Source organism: Enterococcus sp. AZ089 (assembly GCF_050547225.1).
GTDB lineage: Bacteria > Bacillota > Bacilli > Lactobacillales > Enterococcaceae > Enterococcus_D > Enterococcus_D entomosocium.
This window is the reverse complement of sequence record NZ_CP172954.1, coordinates 1320650-1338606: the sequence shown is the minus strand read 5'-3', so window position 1 is coordinate 1338606 and position 17957 is coordinate 1320650. Positions and strand designations below refer to the sequence as shown.

Below are 17957 nucleotides of genomic sequence, written 5' to 3'. Positions count from 1 at the left end.
TCTCCAATTTTTCACTTAGTTTATTCTTCAGAAAGCAAGGACAGTGCTTTTAAATATGCTGGGTCCTCTGCTTTGAGTTTCTCCGTTACTTCTTTTTCGATCGCTTGGGCAGTGTCTGCATCGACTTCCCCAGTCACTTTTAAATCATTAGCCTCTTGAAAAGTCTTCACTGCTGCTGTCGTCTCATCATTGAAGGTATCACCACTAGTGGCATACCCTAACGCTTTAAGAAATTGATTTAGGTTATTGACTGCCGTTGATGATTGTCCAGTTTTTAAGGCATTGTCCCGTGGTAATGGCGGGAAATACGCATACTCTGGATAGTCCTCTTCATAATCCGGCATCACACCTTGATCATTGACCCAATTTTCATCCGGTGTCAGCCATTTCATGACCGTCATTTTTAATTCACTATTATCCCCCAGATCCTTCACGTTCTGAACAGTTCCCTTGCCGAAGGTTTCTGTACCAACAACTGGGATATCCGCTGATTCTTGCAAGGCTGCGGCAAAAATCTCCGATGCAGAGGCACTGCCGCCATCGACTAAAACAACGACCGGCTCTGTGACTTTGAATCCTTCATCCAATGCTTCGCTCGCTTTGGTCTCACTGACCACCCCTTGATTGTTGGCAAACTTCACGATCGTTTGGCCGTTTTCTAAAAACATACTTGCCATGATCTGTACTTGGTCCAGCAATCCGCCAGGATTTTGTCTTAAATCCAAAACAAACGACTTTGCGCCGGCTTCTCGCAGTTCGGTGATGGTTTCTTTCAACTCAGCTGCTGTGTTTTCACCAAAGGAAGTAATATCGATACGACCGATTGTGTCATTATTTTCAGCAATTTCTCCATGGACTGTTTCGATTGGGATCACATCACGAGTGATCTCCACATCAAAGGTGTCCTGATCACGTTGAATCGTTAAGGTGACTTTCGTCCCTTTTTCACCACGAATCTTTCCCACAACTTCAGATAATTCCTGTCCCTGCGTATCTTCACCGTCTACCTTGACGATTCGGTCATTGATCCGCAGACCACTTTTTTCAGCAGGCGTATTTTTTATCGGCGCTTGTGCGACTTCTGGATAGTCTTCAACGATCGACAAGGTAGCACCAATCCCTTCAAAACTTCCAGAAAGTGATTGTTCTAAGTTATCCGCATCTGATTGGTTCAAATACGTCGTATAAGGATCATCTAGCGCATCAGTCATCCCTTGAAGGGCACCTTCTATCAAGGCATCCTCATCAACTTCTTGGTAATAATTCGCAAGGATTTGGTCATATAGCGACTGGATTTTCTCCATTCCGCTGGCTTCTGTGGTCGTTTCTGTCACCGGTTGCGTCGTCTGCTGATTTTGCTGAGCCGTTTGCCATAAATAGACACCGCCTCCTGACAAAATTGCGACACAAACGAGAGAAACGATATATCGGCTCGTCGTTAAACCTTTCATTCACAACACCTCTCTGAGAAAAAACAGCTCCGTTCTGCGGATTTTATGCAACCATACAAAACGAAGAATCGTTTTTTTATTTGTTATTTTCGAGATACTCTGCCCAGATACGATCAAAAATATCCATGGATGGCAAATAATCAACATTTAGTTCCAGATAAGAAGAGACTTCATCATAGTCATCGCTGTGCTTCGGAAACTGGATATCATGACTTGCATGAGTAGCAAAGATCTGGGCCTCATCTGTATGACTCGGTCCTTTGACTGCCATTAAATAGGTATAAAAACTTTTACGCATGTTCTTGCTCCCAATGATTTTCTAAAAAGGATGCTCTACGTGCATGATTGCGAGCAAAATTCTCAGGATTCTTTTTGTAATACTCTTGGTGCTCTTCTTCCGCTAAATAAAAGGGTTGGGCTGGTTCGATCGTGGTCACGATCGGATCGGTAAATCGACCGGAAGCCTGAAGCGCCTCTTTGCTGGCTTCGGCTTTTTTCCGCTGCTCTTCATTAAAATAGAAGATAGCCGGACGATAATTGTCGCCGCGATCTTCAAATTGACCAAAAGCATCTGTCGGATCCGTTTGCTGCCAATAGATCGTCAAAAGGTCTTCATAACTGATTTTTTCAGGATCAAAAATGATTTCCACTGCTTCTGTATGCCCGGTTTGATGGCTTTTGACCTCTTCATAAGACGGATTTTCGGTATGTCCTGCGGTATAGCCGGAAAAAATTGAATGCACCCCTTCTAATTCATCAAAGGGTTGGATCATACACCAAAAGCACCCACCGGCAAAAATTGCTCGTTCCATTATTCATCCTCCGTTTCAGCTGGTAAATATAAACTCATTTGAATTTCATCATCCACAAGATTGATTTTGTTGGCTTTGATAAACAAGCCATTTTGCATACGGAATTGATCCAAACGTATCAAAATGATTTGTTCATCGGCATTGACATCGATCCAATCAGGAAATTTAAAACTACGTTTGATCATTTTCATTACTTCACTGGTGGGCAGATCCAAGGTGCCGATTGATAAGCTTTTGGCTTTCAATTGAACGTTACCTTCTTCGGTCACGTAAGGATCAAAATAGAGATAGAAGGTGATAGGAAATCCTAATACTTGAAACTCTCCCGTCAACAATGCCTCATTTCTTAGCTCAAAATTATACTTGACCTCTTGATCTTTTTGAAAATCTGACAGATAAAAATCAATCAATTGGTTGACCTGGCTCTTGTTGCTGTTAACGGTCAGAACAGGACTGCCCTCCCGTTGAACAAGTTCAGCACTTTCATTTAAGCCGGTTTCTCGCTGTTGAAAAATTCTTGAAGCAAAGAAAACCGTTGTGCCTAAAAGGATACCGACCAACACTAGAAAAGCAATTTTCCAGTAGTTGATCGATTTTTTTTTCGTTGCAGCTGTTTTTTCCGGCTGCTTCGTTGATTCGCTTGGTTTCATTTTGCTTCCTCCTCTAGCAACCAATAATTTTGCGTTTTGATCACTTCATCGCGAACGGCATTCGCCATCAGTTGATACCCAAGATTATTGGGATGGAAGCGATCGCCTTCATACAAAACATTGTTTGTGATATTATTCCCGACAGTTTGCGATGAGTCAGTTGTCGTTGAAGTACTGCTTTGTGATTCATCCGAAGCTGTCGTCGATGAATCAGATAAGCGTTCTGTGTCCGATGATTCGGCAGTTTTCTCTGATTCTCCTTCTTCTGTATCAGCAATACCGACCTCATCACTTAACCCTTTATAGAGCAAATCGTTGATAGGAATAAAAAAGGCATTGTCTTGCTGATTGACGAACGTTTCCGTTTGTTTATTCCAGTTATCAATGATCGTCTGCATATCCGTGATTTCTGGGAAATTCAGATAAAATGGATTGTAGATGCCCAAGACATAGATTGGTGCATCACTATTCAAATCGCGGATTTGAGCAAACAAGTCTTTTAAACGTTCCTGGTAATCTTCCATCGGTTCCGTAAACGTCTCAATGCTCAAGCCGAAGAAATTGCTCTGAATCACTTTTAGTACGTCGTTACCGCCGACAGTCAAGGTAATCAAATCCGCTTGACTAAGATCTTGGCGTAAGTCTTCATCGTTTTTCACTCGCTTTAAAATCTGATCGCTTCTTTCACCAGCGACCCCATAATTTTTAGTTACCAAATTGCTCAAATCATAGCGATCCTCTAGATCCCCAGCCAAAATTGGCACAAAGCCACCACGAGCTGTTTCATCACCAACCCCTTCTGTCAAGGAATCCCCAAGAGCGAGATATTCAATGGCGGATTTTTTCGAATCATTGGCTGCTAGCTTGTCCACAGGGGTCAGCAATGGTTGGGCTTTGGGAACAGTAAAATGAAACAGTAAGCCAGTTCCAATAGCTATCAATCCCACAACGAGTAGATAAGTTACTAATTTCTTCCATTTCACAGGTATTCAAACTCCTTTGTAATCTTTGCTATTTTAACAAAATTCTCATAAAATTCCTAGTCGCAATCCTTCAAACTTAAGAAAGAAAACAGCTACCTGCCAAAGAGTCGACAAGCAAAGGCAGCTTCTTTTTTTGTTTTTTCTTCCTGACAGCTTGTCATACGCCAAAAAGCGATTCGTCATTAAACGAATCGCTGAAAGAAAACATGCTTTTTTATTCCGTACTATAAGTAATCGCAAAGGCACCTTTACCTGTGTGAGTGGCGATGATCGGTGTCGTGTGCAACAAGGGGATATCCAACTCGGGGAATAGTTCCGCTAATTCCTTTTGGAAACGTTCTGTGATTTCTAACCCTTCAGCATGAGAAATACCAATTTTCGTCACTTTAGGCATACTCTTCAGTTCAGCTTTTAACTCTTCAAACCATTTATTGAAGGTCTTGACACCACGTCCTTTGACGACTGGAATCAGTTCTGAATGATCAAAATCCATAATCACTTTCATGTTCAGCAAACTCGATAAAAGACCTTTGGCACGACTGATACGACCGCCTTTTACTAAGTTTTCTAACGTTGAAACGCCGATAAATAATTTCGTATGCTCCCGCACCAAATCCACCTCTGGTAAAACTTCTTCTAGTGTCTTACCGGCTTTAGCCAATTCTGCTGCCCTAATCACTTGAAAAGCCAACGCTTGGTCTGTCGTGTCACTATCGATCACGGTGACTTTGGCTTTTGATAAATGACTGGCTTGACGAGCCGCTTCCACGGTTCCGCTAAGCCCTTTGGTCATATGAATCGATAGTATTTCACTGCCATCTTTGCCTAATTCATCATATAGTTCTACAAAATGACCGATTGGCGGCTGGCTAGTTTTAGGTAATTCTTTGGCTTGCGCCATCATTTGCATAAATTTTTCTCCCGGCAGCGTTTCATCATCTGGATAAACGACACCATCGATCATTACAGATAAAGGCACGACATGGATAGCCAAAGCATCACGGACACTTGGTTCCATCGTACTGGAAGAATCTGTCACAATTTTAAGATTTGCCATCATATATTCACTCTCTCTTTAAATCAAGTCTTTTTTCGTGGTAAAATAACCACAGACCATTTATACTAAGTATAACAGAGAGAAAATTTTTTTTCATCTAATTTCGATTCGAAAGGACGGTGCCGAATGCAGCACATGAAGTTTAGTCGCAGATATTTGATCGTCAATGAAGTATTAAATGCAGTAACCCACGGGATCGGATTAGGACTGAGTATCGCAGGACTGGTCATCCTCTTAATCAAGGGGGCAAATCTAGGGTCACCTATCCATATCGTTTCCTATGCCATTTATGGGTCGATGATGATTTTGCTCTTCCTCTTTTCTACCTTATTTCACAGTTTGATTTTTACCAAAGCAAAAAAGGTCTTCCAAGTCTTTGATCATGCCTCCATTTTCTTGCTGATCGCCGGAAGCTATACACCTTTTTGCTTGCTTAGTATCCAAGGCTGGCTTGGCTGGTCACTCTTTGTCTTGATTTGGCTACTAGCAATTAGCGGCATCGTTTATAAGTCACTGACTCTTCATAAAAAAGAGACTGTCTCAAAAATCTCCACCCTGATCTACATCATCATGGGCTGGCTATGTGTCGTCGCCTTTAAACCTCTGATCGAACATTTAGGCTACTGGGGAACATTTTTACTAGCAAGCGGTGGTGTTTCTTATACTGTAGGTGCGCTATTCTATAGTTTAAAATCCGTTCGATTCATGCATGTGGTTTGGCACTTATTCGTTATGTTAGGTGCTGGACTGATGTACTTCTCCGTCTTGTTGTATACCTAAAAATGAAGCATTGCTTACAAACAAAGAACAGGAAACTTTCGCTGCAGAAAGCTTCCTGTTCTTTTATTTTCTATGATAAAATTCAAATTGATGGGGATAACGGTTCTTTTCATCGACGATCCCATCGATCACATGATCAAGTTTCCATTGCGCCCAATCAATCTCTGGGAAATACACATCTCCGTTAAATTCCGCAGCGATCACTGTACGGTACAATTGATCGCAATCGTCAATCATCGCTTCAAAAACACCCGCTCCACCAGTTAAAAAAACGGGATGCTCTTGTTGCTTCACATACGCTAAGATTTCCTCTCGGTCATGCATCACTAACGCGCCGTTGGCTTGATAGTGTGGATCACTTGTCAAAACGATCGTCGTACGCTGCGGCAGTAATCTTTTTCCCATGCCTTCAAAGGTTTTGCGCCCCATTATAATCGTATTATTGATGGTTTGCTCTTTAAAAAATTTCAAATCATTCGGCAAATGCCACGGCAGTGTGCCATCCGCTCCGATCAAACCCTTTTGATCTTGTGCCCAAAGTGCGATCAACATAAAAATTACATCCCTTCTGTATAAAATGATTCCGAAATAGTAGCAGCAACCTGCAGCCGCTGCATCAGCTGAAAAGCTGATTCATGCTCAAATGAATCTTTGTTGCGCTCATCAAAGCGCAAGCCATCACAGGCTTGGTAAACAATTGTGCCGCCGCTTCTTTGGACATTTCTCGGCCATTCCCCATCGTTTAAACGCGCGTTGTTGTTTTTCAGTAAGGTCGGTATCAGGGAGATAGGAAAGAGAGCACTACCAGCTGCGACATCAATTTCTTGTATTTGAAAAAAGTCAGCTGCGATCTCGTTGATCAAGCGCTCCGTTCTTTGCCACGTTTGCGGATGACTCGCAAACGCCCTTGCAGTTCGTCCTAGGATACAATACGTATTCTCTGGTAACGGCTGTTTGCTTATTGCCACAAGTTCTTCTGGATACGTCTCGATCCAAGTCACTACGCGATCAAAATCACAAATATGCAATGAATCCAGCATTGGTAAATTATGCTGTGCAGCAAAAACAAGTCTTCTGCGGGCATCCGCCGCCCCTTTTGCTGGTATAAAAATGGCAGTGCACTGCTGATTTGATCGAATGGCTTCTTTTAGCTCCGGCACTGTTTCCTCGGATACGGATAGCCAAACTGCATCATAGTGCTGATGCAAGAAATCAATGCATTGATCAATGAGCAATGCATGAATCGATCCAGCATGTCTCTGATGAAAGGTCGCCGCAAAGCCTCGTTTGTGGGTATTTTCTATTACGCCTCATTCCTTTCTTTATGAAATGAAACCAAACAACCACTTAAACTGCGATCGGTGCTTTGATTGTTGGATGCGGATCATACCCTGCCAGGGTAATATCTTCCATTTCAAAATCAAAGATTGACTGTTTTTCAGGATTTAACTGTAAGCTTGGCGCCGGACGTACTGAACGAGTCAACTGTTCCTTCATCTGTTCTATATGATTACTGTACAGATGAGCATCACCTAATGTATGGATAAAATCTCCGACTTCTAGTCCAGTTTCATGAGCAATCAGGTGCGTTAATAGCGCATAACTAGCAATATTAAAGGGAACGCCTAAAAAGACATCGGCACTGCGTTGATATAACTGACAGCTTAAGCGACCATCATGAACATAAAATTGAAACATCGTGTGACAAGGGGGCAACGCCATCGTCGGTACATCTTCTGGATTCCAAGCAGAGACGATCAAACGACGAGAGTCTGGCGTTGTTTTGATCATCTCGATCACTTCTTTGATTTGATCGATAAACCCACCCGTACTTTTTTCCCAATGGCGCCATTGGTACCCATAAACATGACCCAAATCGCCGAAGGTTTCAGCGAATGTATCATCAGATAAGATTTTTTCACAAAACTGTTTCAACTCATGTTGGTACTGTTCATTGAAAGCTTCATCCACTAAGGAACGACGGCCAAAGTCCGTCATGTCAGGACCTGTGTAAGCATCACTTTTAATATAGCGTTCAAACGCCCATTCATCCCAAATGTGGTTATTATGTTCTAGGAGATAACGAATGTTGGTATCTCCTTTTAGAAACCACAATAATTCGCTTTTGATCAAGCCAAAAGGAACTCTCTTGGTTGTCAACAATGGAAAGCCTTGGGACAGATCAAAACGCATTTGGTGACCAAAGACACTGCGTGTTCCCGTTCCGGTACGATCACTTTTATCATTGCCTTCTGCTAATATTTTTCTTCCTAGATCTAAATATGCTTGTTCCATCGTTCTCTCCTTTACTCTACACAAATTCGCTCAAATATTCCCAACGATCCATTTTTTCTGCAAGTTGCGTTTCAACCTCGCTGATTTCTTGCTGTAATTTTTGGAGCTTGGTAAAGTCAGCTCCTTGATGATTCATCGCTTCAGTCAAAGTGGCAGCTTTTTCTTCTAACACCGCGATATCATCTTCAATTGTCGCCCACTCTTTTTGTTCCATATAACTCAGTTTCTTTTTGACAGGCGCTGCAGCAGACTCCTCACTATCAGCAGAAAGCGAATCGTTTTTTGATTCTTTTGGCTCTAGTACACTTGAACTAGCTTTATTGGTATTGGCTGCTAAGTACTCATTAATGGAACCAAAGTAGGACTTAATCCTGCCGTCTCCTTCGAAGATCAGCAATTTTTGGGCAACTTTATCTAAAAAGTAGCGGTCATGGGAAACAGTGATCACTGCACCTGGGAATGTTTCCAAATAATTTTCCAAAATCGTCAGGGTATCAATATCCAAATCGTTGGTCGGTTCATCTAACAAGAGAACATTTGGCTGTCCAATCAATAGCTTGAGTAAAAATAGTCGTCGTTTTTCTCCGCCAGATAGCTTGCCGATCTTAGTGCCGTGCATGGATCGCGGAAACAAAAACTGTTCCAGCATTTCTGCGACACTGACTTGTGAGCCATCCACTTTTTGCACTTCCTCGGCTGCTTCTTGCAAATAAGCAATCATTCGCTGATCAGGGTTCATCGCTTCAATCGTTTGCGTATAATAAGCCATTTTCACAGTCACGCCAATCGTACGCTCCCCTTCTTCTAAAGGCAGGTGACCAGCTAAAATATTGAGCAACGTTGATTTGCCCGCACCGTTTTCTCCTGTGATCCCTAAGCGTTCTCTTGATTGAATCAACAAATCAAAGTGAGACAAAATCGTTTTGTTTTCAATCTGGAAACTCGCATCTTTTAGCTCTAAGACTTGTTTGCCTAAGCGTGTCGTAGCAACATCAATGGCCACTTCGCCGTTACGTTTTACTTGATGTAGGTTTTCTTTTAAATCATCGAAACGATCGATCCGTGCCTGTTGTTTCGTTGTACGGGCCTTTGCTCCGGTGCGAATCCAAGCCAACTCATGTTTGTATAACTGCTTGCGCTTGTCTTCTTGCGTCTCCTCCACTCGTTCTCGTTCTGATCGAGCATGAAGATACGTCTCGTAATTGCCTTGATATTCATGCAGCTTGCCAAAGGACAATTCAAAGATTCGGTTAACGACTCGATCCAAAAAGTAGCGATCGTGGGTCACCATCAATAACGCACCCCGATAATTTTTTAGATAGCCTTCCAACCATTGGATCGCATCATAATCTAAGTGGTTAGTCGGTTCATCCAATAACAACAGGTCTGGTTCATCGATCAATACTTGAGCCATAGCCACTCGTTTCTTTTGACCTCCAGATAACTCACTGACCTTTTTCTTTAAATCACTGATCCCAAGTTTTTGGAGGATAATTTTGGCTGTTGTATCTGTGTTCCAAGCATCCGCTTTATTCATCGCTTCTTCTGCCAATTGATAATTGCGCTGCGTTTGTTGATCCATACCATTATTTTCTAAAGCAATCAGCGCTTTTTCATAGTCGCGAACAACGCGGATCAGCGGACTGGTCCCTTGAAAAACAGCATCTACAACGGATAATTCTTCTTGTAGCTGATTGTCTTGCGCTAAAAAGCCAATTCGATAATCTTGACTAGCAAAAACAGTTTGGCGATCACCATCTCCACGAACCAAACCTGCTAAGATTCGCAGCAAACTTGATTTCCCCGTGCCATTGACACCGATCAAACCGATCCGATCTTTTTCATGTATCAGAAAAGAAAGCTGATCAAACAGTGTTTTTTCACCGTAAGTTTTGGTTAATTCACTTACTTTTAATTCTTTCACAGAATCCCTCCTGAGTTTTTTCTTCGCTCATTGTACCACATTTCATCCGAGGAAACGATGAGAGAAAGGAGCAGTTTTTGCAATAAAAAAGAATGCCTTCGTCAGTTTATTCCCTCTGATCATCGATGTTGATCATCTTTTAGGAATAACCTGACGGAGACACTCCATAAAACGTGCATCAAGTTGCGCGCCTTTAGAGACATATTATCGGCGGAACATCCGCTGTTTCGGTTGTTCTTCCGCTCGAGACATCGCATACGATTCTAACAGATTGACATTGCGTCGGTACTCATTTGCAGAAATCGTTGAAATTTTCTCAGCCACTTCATATTCATCGATCGTCTTGCGCTCAAGATAATAGCCCCAAAGGACTTTCTTAACAAAAATCGGGTCTTGCTCAATCATGATCGTTTCAATGAAATTGCTATGTTCAAACCGTTTGATGCTCATTTCTCGTTGACGAATAAAGAAATTGATCAGCGAGGAATCATAAACATCTTCTAAATTGCTCAAACTGTGAAAAATGTATTCGCTGTTTTTTAAGTAGATTTTTTGTACTTCAGAAATGTCTCGTTGTTTCAAGGCATCTTTCAGTTGCTGCTGCCGCTGTAAAAACAAACGTGGATGGATCAGTACACGAATAAAACGCTGAATAAAGAAGAGCCAAAAACTAAAGAATGAGAGAATTTGTTTTGCGAGGGAATGCTGCTGCTGAGAAATAAAGCGTGAATAAAAACGATAGCCATTTAGGCTGACTTTCCCATTTCGATAAGCTTCATCCAAGCCGTCTTGTTCGATCGATAAGATCAATCCTTGAATTTCTTGGATTTCTTGTTTTTCTGAATCAGTCAAACTATTGCGATACAATTCCCAACGACGATTTTCATAGGAATTGATGACAGCATCGATCGCTAAGCGACCTTTATCAGAAAGCTCTTGTTTTTCTTCTGCTTCCAATTGTTCGATGACGTCTTCTAAGATCAGCAAGTGATTGAAGTCGACACTTTCGGCAGCTTCACCATCTGCCAAATAAGGTAAGACCATCACGCTGATGATCAATGTCAGCAAAATTACACAGGCGGTCAAAAACAGGAGCAAGCTCCGTTCCTGAAACGGTGTCTCATGCACCATCACCGGTAAAATGAAGATGGCTGCCAAACTGACTGTTCCCTTGACGCCACCAAAGGTCAACAAGGCGACTTGATTCATGGATACTTGTTTTTTTGACTGTAAGAACCAATAATAAAATAGCAAAAAGATAAAACGTACGAGGAAAATCACCGCTGTGACGACTAAAATCGTGATGACTAGATGCCAGTTTGCATAGTTTTTGCTTTCCCAGATCGGTGAAAAGACTTGTGACAACTCGATCCCTAGAAAGAGAAACACTAATGCGTTCAATGTAAAGACAATGGTCGACCATGTGCTTTCCGAAATGTTCGCTAATTCTGCATCAAACAACGAGATCCGGCGTTTTCTTTGGGCTTGGGCTACACCTGCCACAACTGCTGCGATAATCCCTGAGACGCCAATCATTTCTGCCAGCAAATAGGCAGCAAATGGCAAGAGCAGTTCAATCAATAAGTATACTGTGACATCTTGTGCCGAGATTTTTTCAATAAAACGTAAAATCCGGCGTTTCAGCCATACTATCAAGTAACCGACAAGCCCGCCACCGATACTAGAGAAAAGAAGTTGGAAGCCTGCGTTGGCTGCTGAAAAACTCCCGGTAGTCAAAGCCACGATAGCAAACTGTAATGCGGTAACCCCCGAAGCATCGTTCAGTAAGCCCTCGCCTTCAAGAATATGCATAATGTTTTTGGAAATTTTCAAACGCTTTGCTAATGAGGAGACTGCCACCGCATCAGTTGGTCCTAACGCAGCCCCGAAAGCGAAGCAAGCAGCCAGAGGTATCGTCGGCATCAACCAATGGAGGGTTCCGCCGACCGCAAACAGCGTCATTAACACGCCACCAAAAGCCAAAAACAGCACGATCTTGCTGTTTTTTAGGATCTCAGGTACATCTGCTCGTTCCCCTTCTCGAAATAGCAATGGACCAATGATCATTACTAAAAACATTTCCGGTTCAAAGGCGATCTCTTGACCCATTTCTGTAAGACCTAATAAAATTCCTAAGATGATTTGAATAAAAAAGATCGGTACTGAGGGCAATATTTTGCTCGCCACATTTGATAATGTGACAAGAATTGCAATGATAATGACGAGTTCAATAAATTCCATCCATTACCCTCTTTTCTTTCGAATGGCTAATAACAGCTCAAGAAAATCTTCTTTTTTTAAAAGGATCTTGTCGTTTAGAAGACCTAACTCCTTTTCGTTATTTTCAATCTCGCATTGGACACGCCGTGATTCCAAGCGATATAAATCGTGTTTCATTCGTTCAAATTTTCGGAAAAGCAATGGATTTTTCCGTTGTAAATAATCCCGAATCTCCTTTTTTTCAGCTGGTGTAAATTGTCCCAACTGCTTCATTAGTTCTTGCTTACTTAAACATTCCTTGTTCATAATTACGTTTTTTACCCCTTTTATCATCAGTTTATCTTTTTATTTAACGTGCAAATCAAAATTATCTCTTGACCGCTAGTATTCTAAGCCAATCATTCAAAAATAGCAAGTCTTTCTCACTAAATGTTGGTTTTCTATCAGTTTTCTTATAAAACAAAAAAACCGCAGTCTTCACTGCGATTTTTTATGCTTATTTCATATATAAGTCGTAGTAAGCATCCATGATCTCTTTGGCGATTTGAATATTTGGATGGGTATCTGTGTCGCCTTTTAATTGAGGCATTACGATCGCAATCGCAATATCCGCATCACTGCTTGGCCCGTAGGCAACGATGTTTAGGTTAACTAAGCTGATGGTATTGCCATTACTATCCACAATTGGTGTTTCGGCAGTACCTGTTTTGGCAGAGACCTCCATTTTCGCAGAAGCCAAGCCTTTGGCAGTTGCCCAAGCATCCGTTCCATGAACTGCATCATAAAATCCATTTTGAACAATTTGCATTTGAGCATCTGTTAAACCAACTTCATTCAATACCGTTGGTTCGATCTCTTCGATCAGTGAGCCAAGACCGCCAGTTTCATCATTGCCGTAAATACCGTCGACGATATGAGGCTGCAATCTTTTGCCACCATTAGCAACGGTTGCTGCATATTGTGCCAGCTGCAACGTGGTATAGGTATCAAACTGACCAAAAGCCAAGTCAAGGATCTTCCCACCATCACTGACGGGGTCCATATTATCGATCGATGTGCTGATACCAGTCGCTTCTCCAGGTAAATCGATCCCAGTTTCAGTTCCCATACCAAAAGAGGCAAAAGACGAACGTAGTTTTTCATAGACATCCCCTTGACGATCCACTGTTGGAATCGAGATACCTGACTGATAATTGATGCCCATCAAACGTAAAGCGACTTGCATCATATAGGAGTTAGAAGAAACTTCCAACGCCTGCTCCGCAGAAAGGTTACGATTATTTGCCCCAGTTGGGTTGAAAATTGAGGCTTTTACATCGGAGCCAATTCTGATTGGTTGATCCAATAACACTTCATTGCCGTTTAAGACCCCATTTTCCCAGCCGGCAGCCAAAGTCCCTGCTTTGACAACGGACCCTGGTACAAAGGAATTAATGAAGGTACCAATGGCATTTTCCTGCAATTCATTTGAACCTGTATCATGATGATAGCCGGACATTGACAAAACGCCGCCGGTTTTTGGATTTAACGCCACTGCGTAAACCCCTGGAGAATATTCTGCTGCCCCAGAATCAATCAGTTTTTGGAAATTGTCTTGCAAGATTTTATCAACTCTCGCTTGAAACTCAGCATCTAATGTTAATACAAGGTTATCCCCTTTTGCCCCAGCAAAGGTTTCTTTTTGACTTTCAATATTATTATTGTTATCAAGGGAAATCTCGGAAATGGATTTTGTGCCTTGTAAGACTTCTTCATACTGCTGCTCTAAATAACTACGTCCAACGCGATCATTACGAGCATAGCCTTTTTCTAAAAATTCATCCAAAACTTCTTCCGGAATCCCTTGTTCTTCACTAGTCACCGTTCCGATCAAACTAGCCAGAGAACTTCCTTCAACGATGTTTCTCGTCCAATCAGTCCCCGTGGAGATTCCCGGTAAATCAACCATATTTTCAGCGACAACAGCTAATTCACGGTCAGACACATCCGACGTCTTAATAAAGACCGTACTCAAAGATTGGGCGCTATTCATCCGCTTAAAAATCGTGGCTGCTTCTAATTCTGCATCAGAGAAATTGATTTCATCTTCTGTCACTTTATCAACGGTTGCCGCATATTGTTCAGAAGTACCTAAAGAACGCTCTTCATCACTCAATCGGTCAGTTGCTGCTTCAAGATTTTCTTCATCGGCCAGCCAAAAGTCCTTAAGATCACGATCAGACAAGTTTTTGTCCACAGGTACTTCGATCAACTCGCTCAATTTTTTGGCCGTTTCTAATAAATCTTGAGCGGTCATTTTGTTTCCGCGGGTAAATGTGATTGCTGCATTGGCTTGATTTTCCACCAGCGCTTTTCCAGAAGCGTCATAGATCATTCCCCGAGGGGCGCTTCCTTTGACTTCCACTACAGATGAAGCTTTCAACTGCTGCTCAATATTGTCGCCATTGACGATCTGTAGATAGCCTAATTGAACGATCAAGGACACAAACAAAGCAAAAATAATAAAAAACAAAAAGTTCAATCGAAATGGAACATGAGATTTGCGATACGATTTAGCCTTTGGTTCTTCTGGCCCCTTGCGTATCCCTTGGACAACTTTATCTTTCAAATTCTTCATCTCATCTATCCTTCCAATCTATAATGACTACTGTCCTATTTTACCAAAAAATTCGATTCGAAACAGAAAAAACAAAAAATATCCATTAATCCTTAGAAAAAACTATAAAAATTGGCGTGAATCCGAGTAAATGTTTCACAGTTTGATTGTTTCATTTTCATTCTTTCATGAAAAAATTGTTTTTTTAAGCTTTCTTATGTTTTTTCATTTGATGGTTTCGTGAAACAAGATTTACATTTCTTTTTTTGTGGAAAACTAGATCGATTGAAGCGAGAGGAGCTTTCATATAAACGAAAAATCGACACACAAGCAGTTGCCCATGTATCGATTCCGCTATCCTATCAAACAGTTGAAGGAGACGTACAAACCGACACACCCTCAATTGATCGAAAGACAGCTATATGGATCTATTCACTCGCACCCTCGCCATCGGAAAAGACTGCACTGTCATCGTAGAACTGATAGTTGACATAGCCTTGTGTATGTTCATCTCCTTGTGAGAGCTGATTGTTTTGAGGGAGGGCCAGTTGTTCTCTGAGTGTATTTTGCATGTGTAAGAGCTGATTGACCCCTAAAAGCTGATAGTAGACATCATTCAACATTTGCCCCTCCCCTTGAAGCTGCTCTTGATGAATCGTCGTAAAAGCAGGTAAATAGTTCTTTGCGACATCCAGCATATCGTCCCATGTTAGATCTGTCTTTGAATTTTTTTCAACAGCTTTTAATATTTTCTGATAATTATTGATTCCATCCAAACTCATCACTTTTTTTAAAATTTTTGTTACAACTTCTCGTTGTCTTTTCTGCCTACCAATATCTCCTTCTGGGTCTTCTTTACGCATACGTGCATAAGCTAGACCAGTTTTCCCATTTAAAGTGATTTTTCCTTTCGGAACATGGACTCCCTCGAGCGTAAAGTCGATATCATTCGTTACTTCGATTCCACCAACTGCATCAATCAAATCTCTCATCCCTTGCATGTTGATTGTCACATAATGATCGATCGGTATATCCAAAAGATTTTCCACAGAATCCATTGCCATGGCTTCTCCCCCAAAAGCGTATGCATGATTTAACTTGTCTAAAGTTCCATACCCGATGATTTGAGTAAATATATCCCTGTCCAAGCTAACGATCGTAGATTGCTTTTTTTCTGGATTTACTGTAACAACCATCATACTATCTGAACGACCTTGCTCGGTCCTTCCTAAAGCTCCGGTATCAATTCCTAGTAACAAGATAGAAAAAGGTTCTCTTTTTTCAATGTTGACAGTTTCTGAACGCCTTTTTGTGTTTCGATCAACTGGTTTAGAAATATGTTCAAAAGTTGAACTTGTATCATTATAAACTTGCAAACCGTACACAGTTAATCCGATAATTCCCAGGACCAAAATCCCTAATATTCCTATTACTATTCTTTGATATTTTCGCATCTTGCACCTCGTCCGATAAAAAATAACAATCGACTAAATTTTCGCATAATTTATATCATAGAGCAATCTCATTTGTTATAAAACATTTGTTTTAATAAAAATGTAATGTAAATGAAACAAAATGCAAGGATTCCTCCCTTGAAGGAAAGAAACAGTTTTCTCATTCTTTTCTTTCATGGTTTTGCCAGAAACTATCTAGACCGAAAAAAAACCTTGCTTAGCTGCAAGGCTTTTCAGTCGATTCTTTAATTAGGTAATTAGACTTTGGTTACTTCCGCTGCCTGCGGCCCGCGGGCACCTTCAACGATCGTAAATTCAACTTCTTGACCTTCTTCAAGTGATTTAAAACCGTCTCCTTGAATGGCAGAAAAGTGAACAAATACATCATCGCCACCGTCAACTGTAATAAAACCAAACCCTTTTTCGTTGTTGAACCATTTTACTTTCCCATGTTCCATAGTGTGTAAAGCCTCCAATAATTATAATCCGACGATTCCGTCGCCTTTATTATAGCGGATTATGTAAGCGTTAGCAATATCAAAACGACTCTTTCTATTCACAAAAAAAGAAGCCTTTTAGCAGGCTTCTTTCTAGTAAATTGTTTAAGCTTTTGCGAAATATTCGTTTACTTTGTCCCAATTAACAACACTCCAGAAAGCATTGATGTAATCTGGACGAACATTTTTGTATTTCAAGTAATACGCATGTTCCCAAACATCTAAACCTAAAACAGGCGTTTGGCCATCCATCAATGGTGAATCTTGATTCGCTGTTGATGTGATTGCTAATTTGCCATCTTTCACGACTAACCATGCCCAACCTGAACCAAAACGTCCGGTTGCTGCAGTTTTGAATTCTTCTTTAAAGTCTTCAAAGCTACCGAAAGCTTCGTCAATTGCTTCTTTGATGGCTCCAGTAGGTTCGCCACCAGCATTTGGGCCTAAGATTTCCCAGAAGAACGTATGGTTGGCATGGCCGCCACCATTGTTACGAACTGCTGTTTGAATATCTTCTGGTACAGAAGAAAAGTCAGCTAATAATTCTTCAACTGTTTTTTCACCTAATTCAGGATGTTTTTCAATCGCTGCGTTTAAGTTTGTTACATAAGTGTTATGGTGTTTATCATGATGCAAATGCATCGTTTCTTCATCAATGTATGGTTCTAATGCATCGTATGCGTAAGGTAAATCTGGTAATGTGTAAGTCATAAAAAAATTCCTCCTCAATGATAATGTTTACATAAGTAACATTATCAGACTATCAGACTTTGTTCAAAAAATATGCTTACTTTTTCTCACTTTTTTTCGTATTGAAAATCAAAAATTTACTAAACACATAGTTTGCCAAAACAACAACAACTTGGGTGACCAGCTTGGCAACTAGATCGCCGGTTGCCAAAATTGAAATAAATAGATACATACAAAGCATATCTAAGCCTAATGATAAGACGCGAAAGAAAATGAACTTCCCAAATGCCGCCCATGACTCTTGCTTTGTCTCGGTTTTTGCTTCAAAGACCCATAACTTATTTGTAAAGTAGGCGAACAAAACAGAAGCAATCCAGGAAATCACATTCGCTGTCTGGTAATAAAAACCAAATCCTTCACGAAAAACGAGGTAGACGACAATGTTGACTACAGTCGTTAATCCACCAAAAAATAAGTACGTAATCGGCTCCCACAACTTTTTTTGCTGCAAGAACTGCTTGTATTCGTTGTACTTTTGCATTCTTTTG

General features: G+C 41.1%; 18 protein-coding genes. 1 reads left to right on the top strand and 17 read right to left on the bottom strand.

Going from position 1 to position 17957, the window contains the following annotated elements; all coding sequences use genetic code 11:
- Nucleotides 1–20: 20 nt before the first annotated feature.
- The 6 genes from IGJ01_RS06335 to IGJ01_RS06310 form a co-directional block, all read right to left on the bottom strand.
- Complete coding sequence (locus IGJ01_RS06335; RefSeq protein ID WP_430601529.1) at nucleotides 21–1451, bottom strand: S41 family peptidase; 1431 nt, start codon at nucleotides 1449–1451, stop codon at nucleotides 21–23.
- A gap of 76 nt (nucleotides 1452–1527) precedes the next feature.
- Complete coding sequence (locus IGJ01_RS06330; protein ID WP_005236867.1) at nucleotides 1528–1749, bottom strand: YozE family protein; 222 nt, start codon at nucleotides 1747–1749, stop codon at nucleotides 1528–1530.
- Nucleotides 1742–2263 (bottom strand): peptide-methionine (S)-S-oxide reductase MsrA, encoded by a 522-nt coding sequence (gene msrA, locus IGJ01_RS06325; protein WP_430601528.1) that lies wholly within the window; start codon nucleotides 2261–2263, stop codon nucleotides 1742–1744. The genes IGJ01_RS06330 and msrA overlap by 8 nt, the downstream gene beginning before the upstream one ends.
- Nucleotides 2263–2913: a YpmS family protein gene (locus tag IGJ01_RS06320; RefSeq protein ID WP_005236869.1), complete on the bottom strand. Its 651-nt coding sequence runs from the start codon at nucleotides 2911–2913 to the stop codon at nucleotides 2263–2265. The genes msrA and IGJ01_RS06320 overlap by 1 nt, the downstream gene beginning before the upstream one ends.
- A complete protein-coding gene (locus tag IGJ01_RS06315) occupies nucleotides 2910–3896 on the bottom strand; it encodes an SGNH/GDSL hydrolase family protein (protein WP_086317054.1) in 987 nt (328 codons plus the stop codon). Before IGJ01_RS06315 ends, IGJ01_RS06320 begins: the two co-directional genes overlap by 4 nt.
- Nucleotides 3897–4110: 214 nt before the next feature.
- Nucleotides 4111–4953 (bottom strand): DegV family protein, encoded by an 843-nt coding sequence (locus IGJ01_RS06310; RefSeq protein ID WP_034872242.1) that lies wholly within the window; start codon nucleotides 4951–4953, stop codon nucleotides 4111–4113.
- Nucleotides 4954–5079: 126 nt separating this feature from the next.
- On the opposite strand from IGJ01_RS06310, the gene trhA reads away from it, so the two are divergent.
- Nucleotides 5080–5733 (top strand): PAQR family membrane homeostasis protein TrhA, encoded by a 654-nt coding sequence (gene trhA, locus IGJ01_RS06305; protein ID WP_005236874.1) that lies wholly within the window; start codon nucleotides 5080–5082, stop codon nucleotides 5731–5733.
- A gap of 63 nt (nucleotides 5734–5796) precedes the next feature.
- Here the strand turns inward: trhA and IGJ01_RS06300 are convergent, their stop codons facing one another.
- The 11 genes from IGJ01_RS06300 to IGJ01_RS06250 form a co-directional block, all read right to left on the bottom strand.
- Nucleotides 5797–6285: a dihydrofolate reductase gene (locus IGJ01_RS06300; protein ID WP_008379636.1), complete on the bottom strand. Its 489-nt coding sequence runs from the start codon at nucleotides 6283–6285 to the stop codon at nucleotides 5797–5799.
- 5 nt (nucleotides 6286–6290) lie between these two features.
- On the bottom strand, nucleotides 6291–7037 hold the full coding sequence (locus IGJ01_RS06295; protein ID WP_016621290.1) for a hypothetical protein: 747 nt from the start codon (nucleotides 7035–7037) through the stop codon (nucleotides 6291–6293).
- Between the two features lie 43 nt (nucleotides 7038–7080).
- On the bottom strand, nucleotides 7081–8028 hold the full coding sequence (locus tag IGJ01_RS06290; protein ID WP_005236877.1) for a thymidylate synthase: 948 nt from the start codon (nucleotides 8026–8028) through the stop codon (nucleotides 7081–7083).
- Between the two features lie 16 nt (nucleotides 8029–8044).
- On the bottom strand, nucleotides 8045–9952 hold the full coding sequence (locus IGJ01_RS06285; RefSeq protein WP_430601527.1) for an ABC-F family ATP-binding cassette domain-containing protein: 1908 nt from the start codon (nucleotides 9950–9952) through the stop codon (nucleotides 8045–8047).
- Between the two features lie 204 nt (nucleotides 9953–10156).
- Nucleotides 10157–12193 carry a cation:proton antiporter gene (locus IGJ01_RS06280; protein WP_016613210.1) on the bottom strand — a complete coding sequence of 679 codons (2037 nt, stop codon included), beginning with the start codon at nucleotides 12191–12193 and terminating at the stop codon, nucleotides 10157–10159.
- Nucleotides 12194–12196: 3 nt separating this feature from the next.
- Nucleotides 12197–12478, bottom strand: a complete 282-nt coding sequence (locus IGJ01_RS06275) for a hypothetical protein (RefSeq protein ID WP_008379625.1) — start codon at nucleotides 12476–12478, stop codon at nucleotides 12197–12199.
- Nucleotides 12479–12668: 190 nt separating this feature from the next.
- The gene (locus tag IGJ01_RS06270) at nucleotides 12669–14789 is read right to left on the bottom strand and encodes a peptidoglycan D,D-transpeptidase FtsI family protein (protein ID WP_016613209.1); all 2121 of its coding nucleotides are present in this window, start codon (nucleotides 14787–14789) and stop codon (nucleotides 12669–12671) included.
- 407 nt (nucleotides 14790–15196) lie between these two features.
- Nucleotides 15197–16222, bottom strand: coding sequence for an LCP family protein (locus tag IGJ01_RS06265; RefSeq protein WP_016621289.1), 1026 nt, complete (start codon nucleotides 16220–16222; stop codon nucleotides 15197–15199).
- Between the two features lie 257 nt (nucleotides 16223–16479).
- A complete protein-coding gene (locus IGJ01_RS06260; RefSeq protein ID WP_005229578.1) occupies nucleotides 16480–16680 on the bottom strand; it encodes a cold-shock protein in 201 nt (66 codons plus the stop codon).
- A gap of 144 nt (nucleotides 16681–16824) precedes the next feature.
- Nucleotides 16825–17430, bottom strand: coding sequence for a superoxide dismutase (locus IGJ01_RS06255; protein ID WP_005236898.1), 606 nt, complete (start codon nucleotides 17428–17430; stop codon nucleotides 16825–16827).
- 76 nt (nucleotides 17431–17506) lie between these two features.
- Entirely contained in the window at nucleotides 17507–17950 is a 444-nt protein-coding gene (locus IGJ01_RS06250) for a GtrA family protein (RefSeq protein WP_034878673.1), read from the bottom strand.
- Nucleotides 17951–17957: the final 7 nt, after the last annotated feature.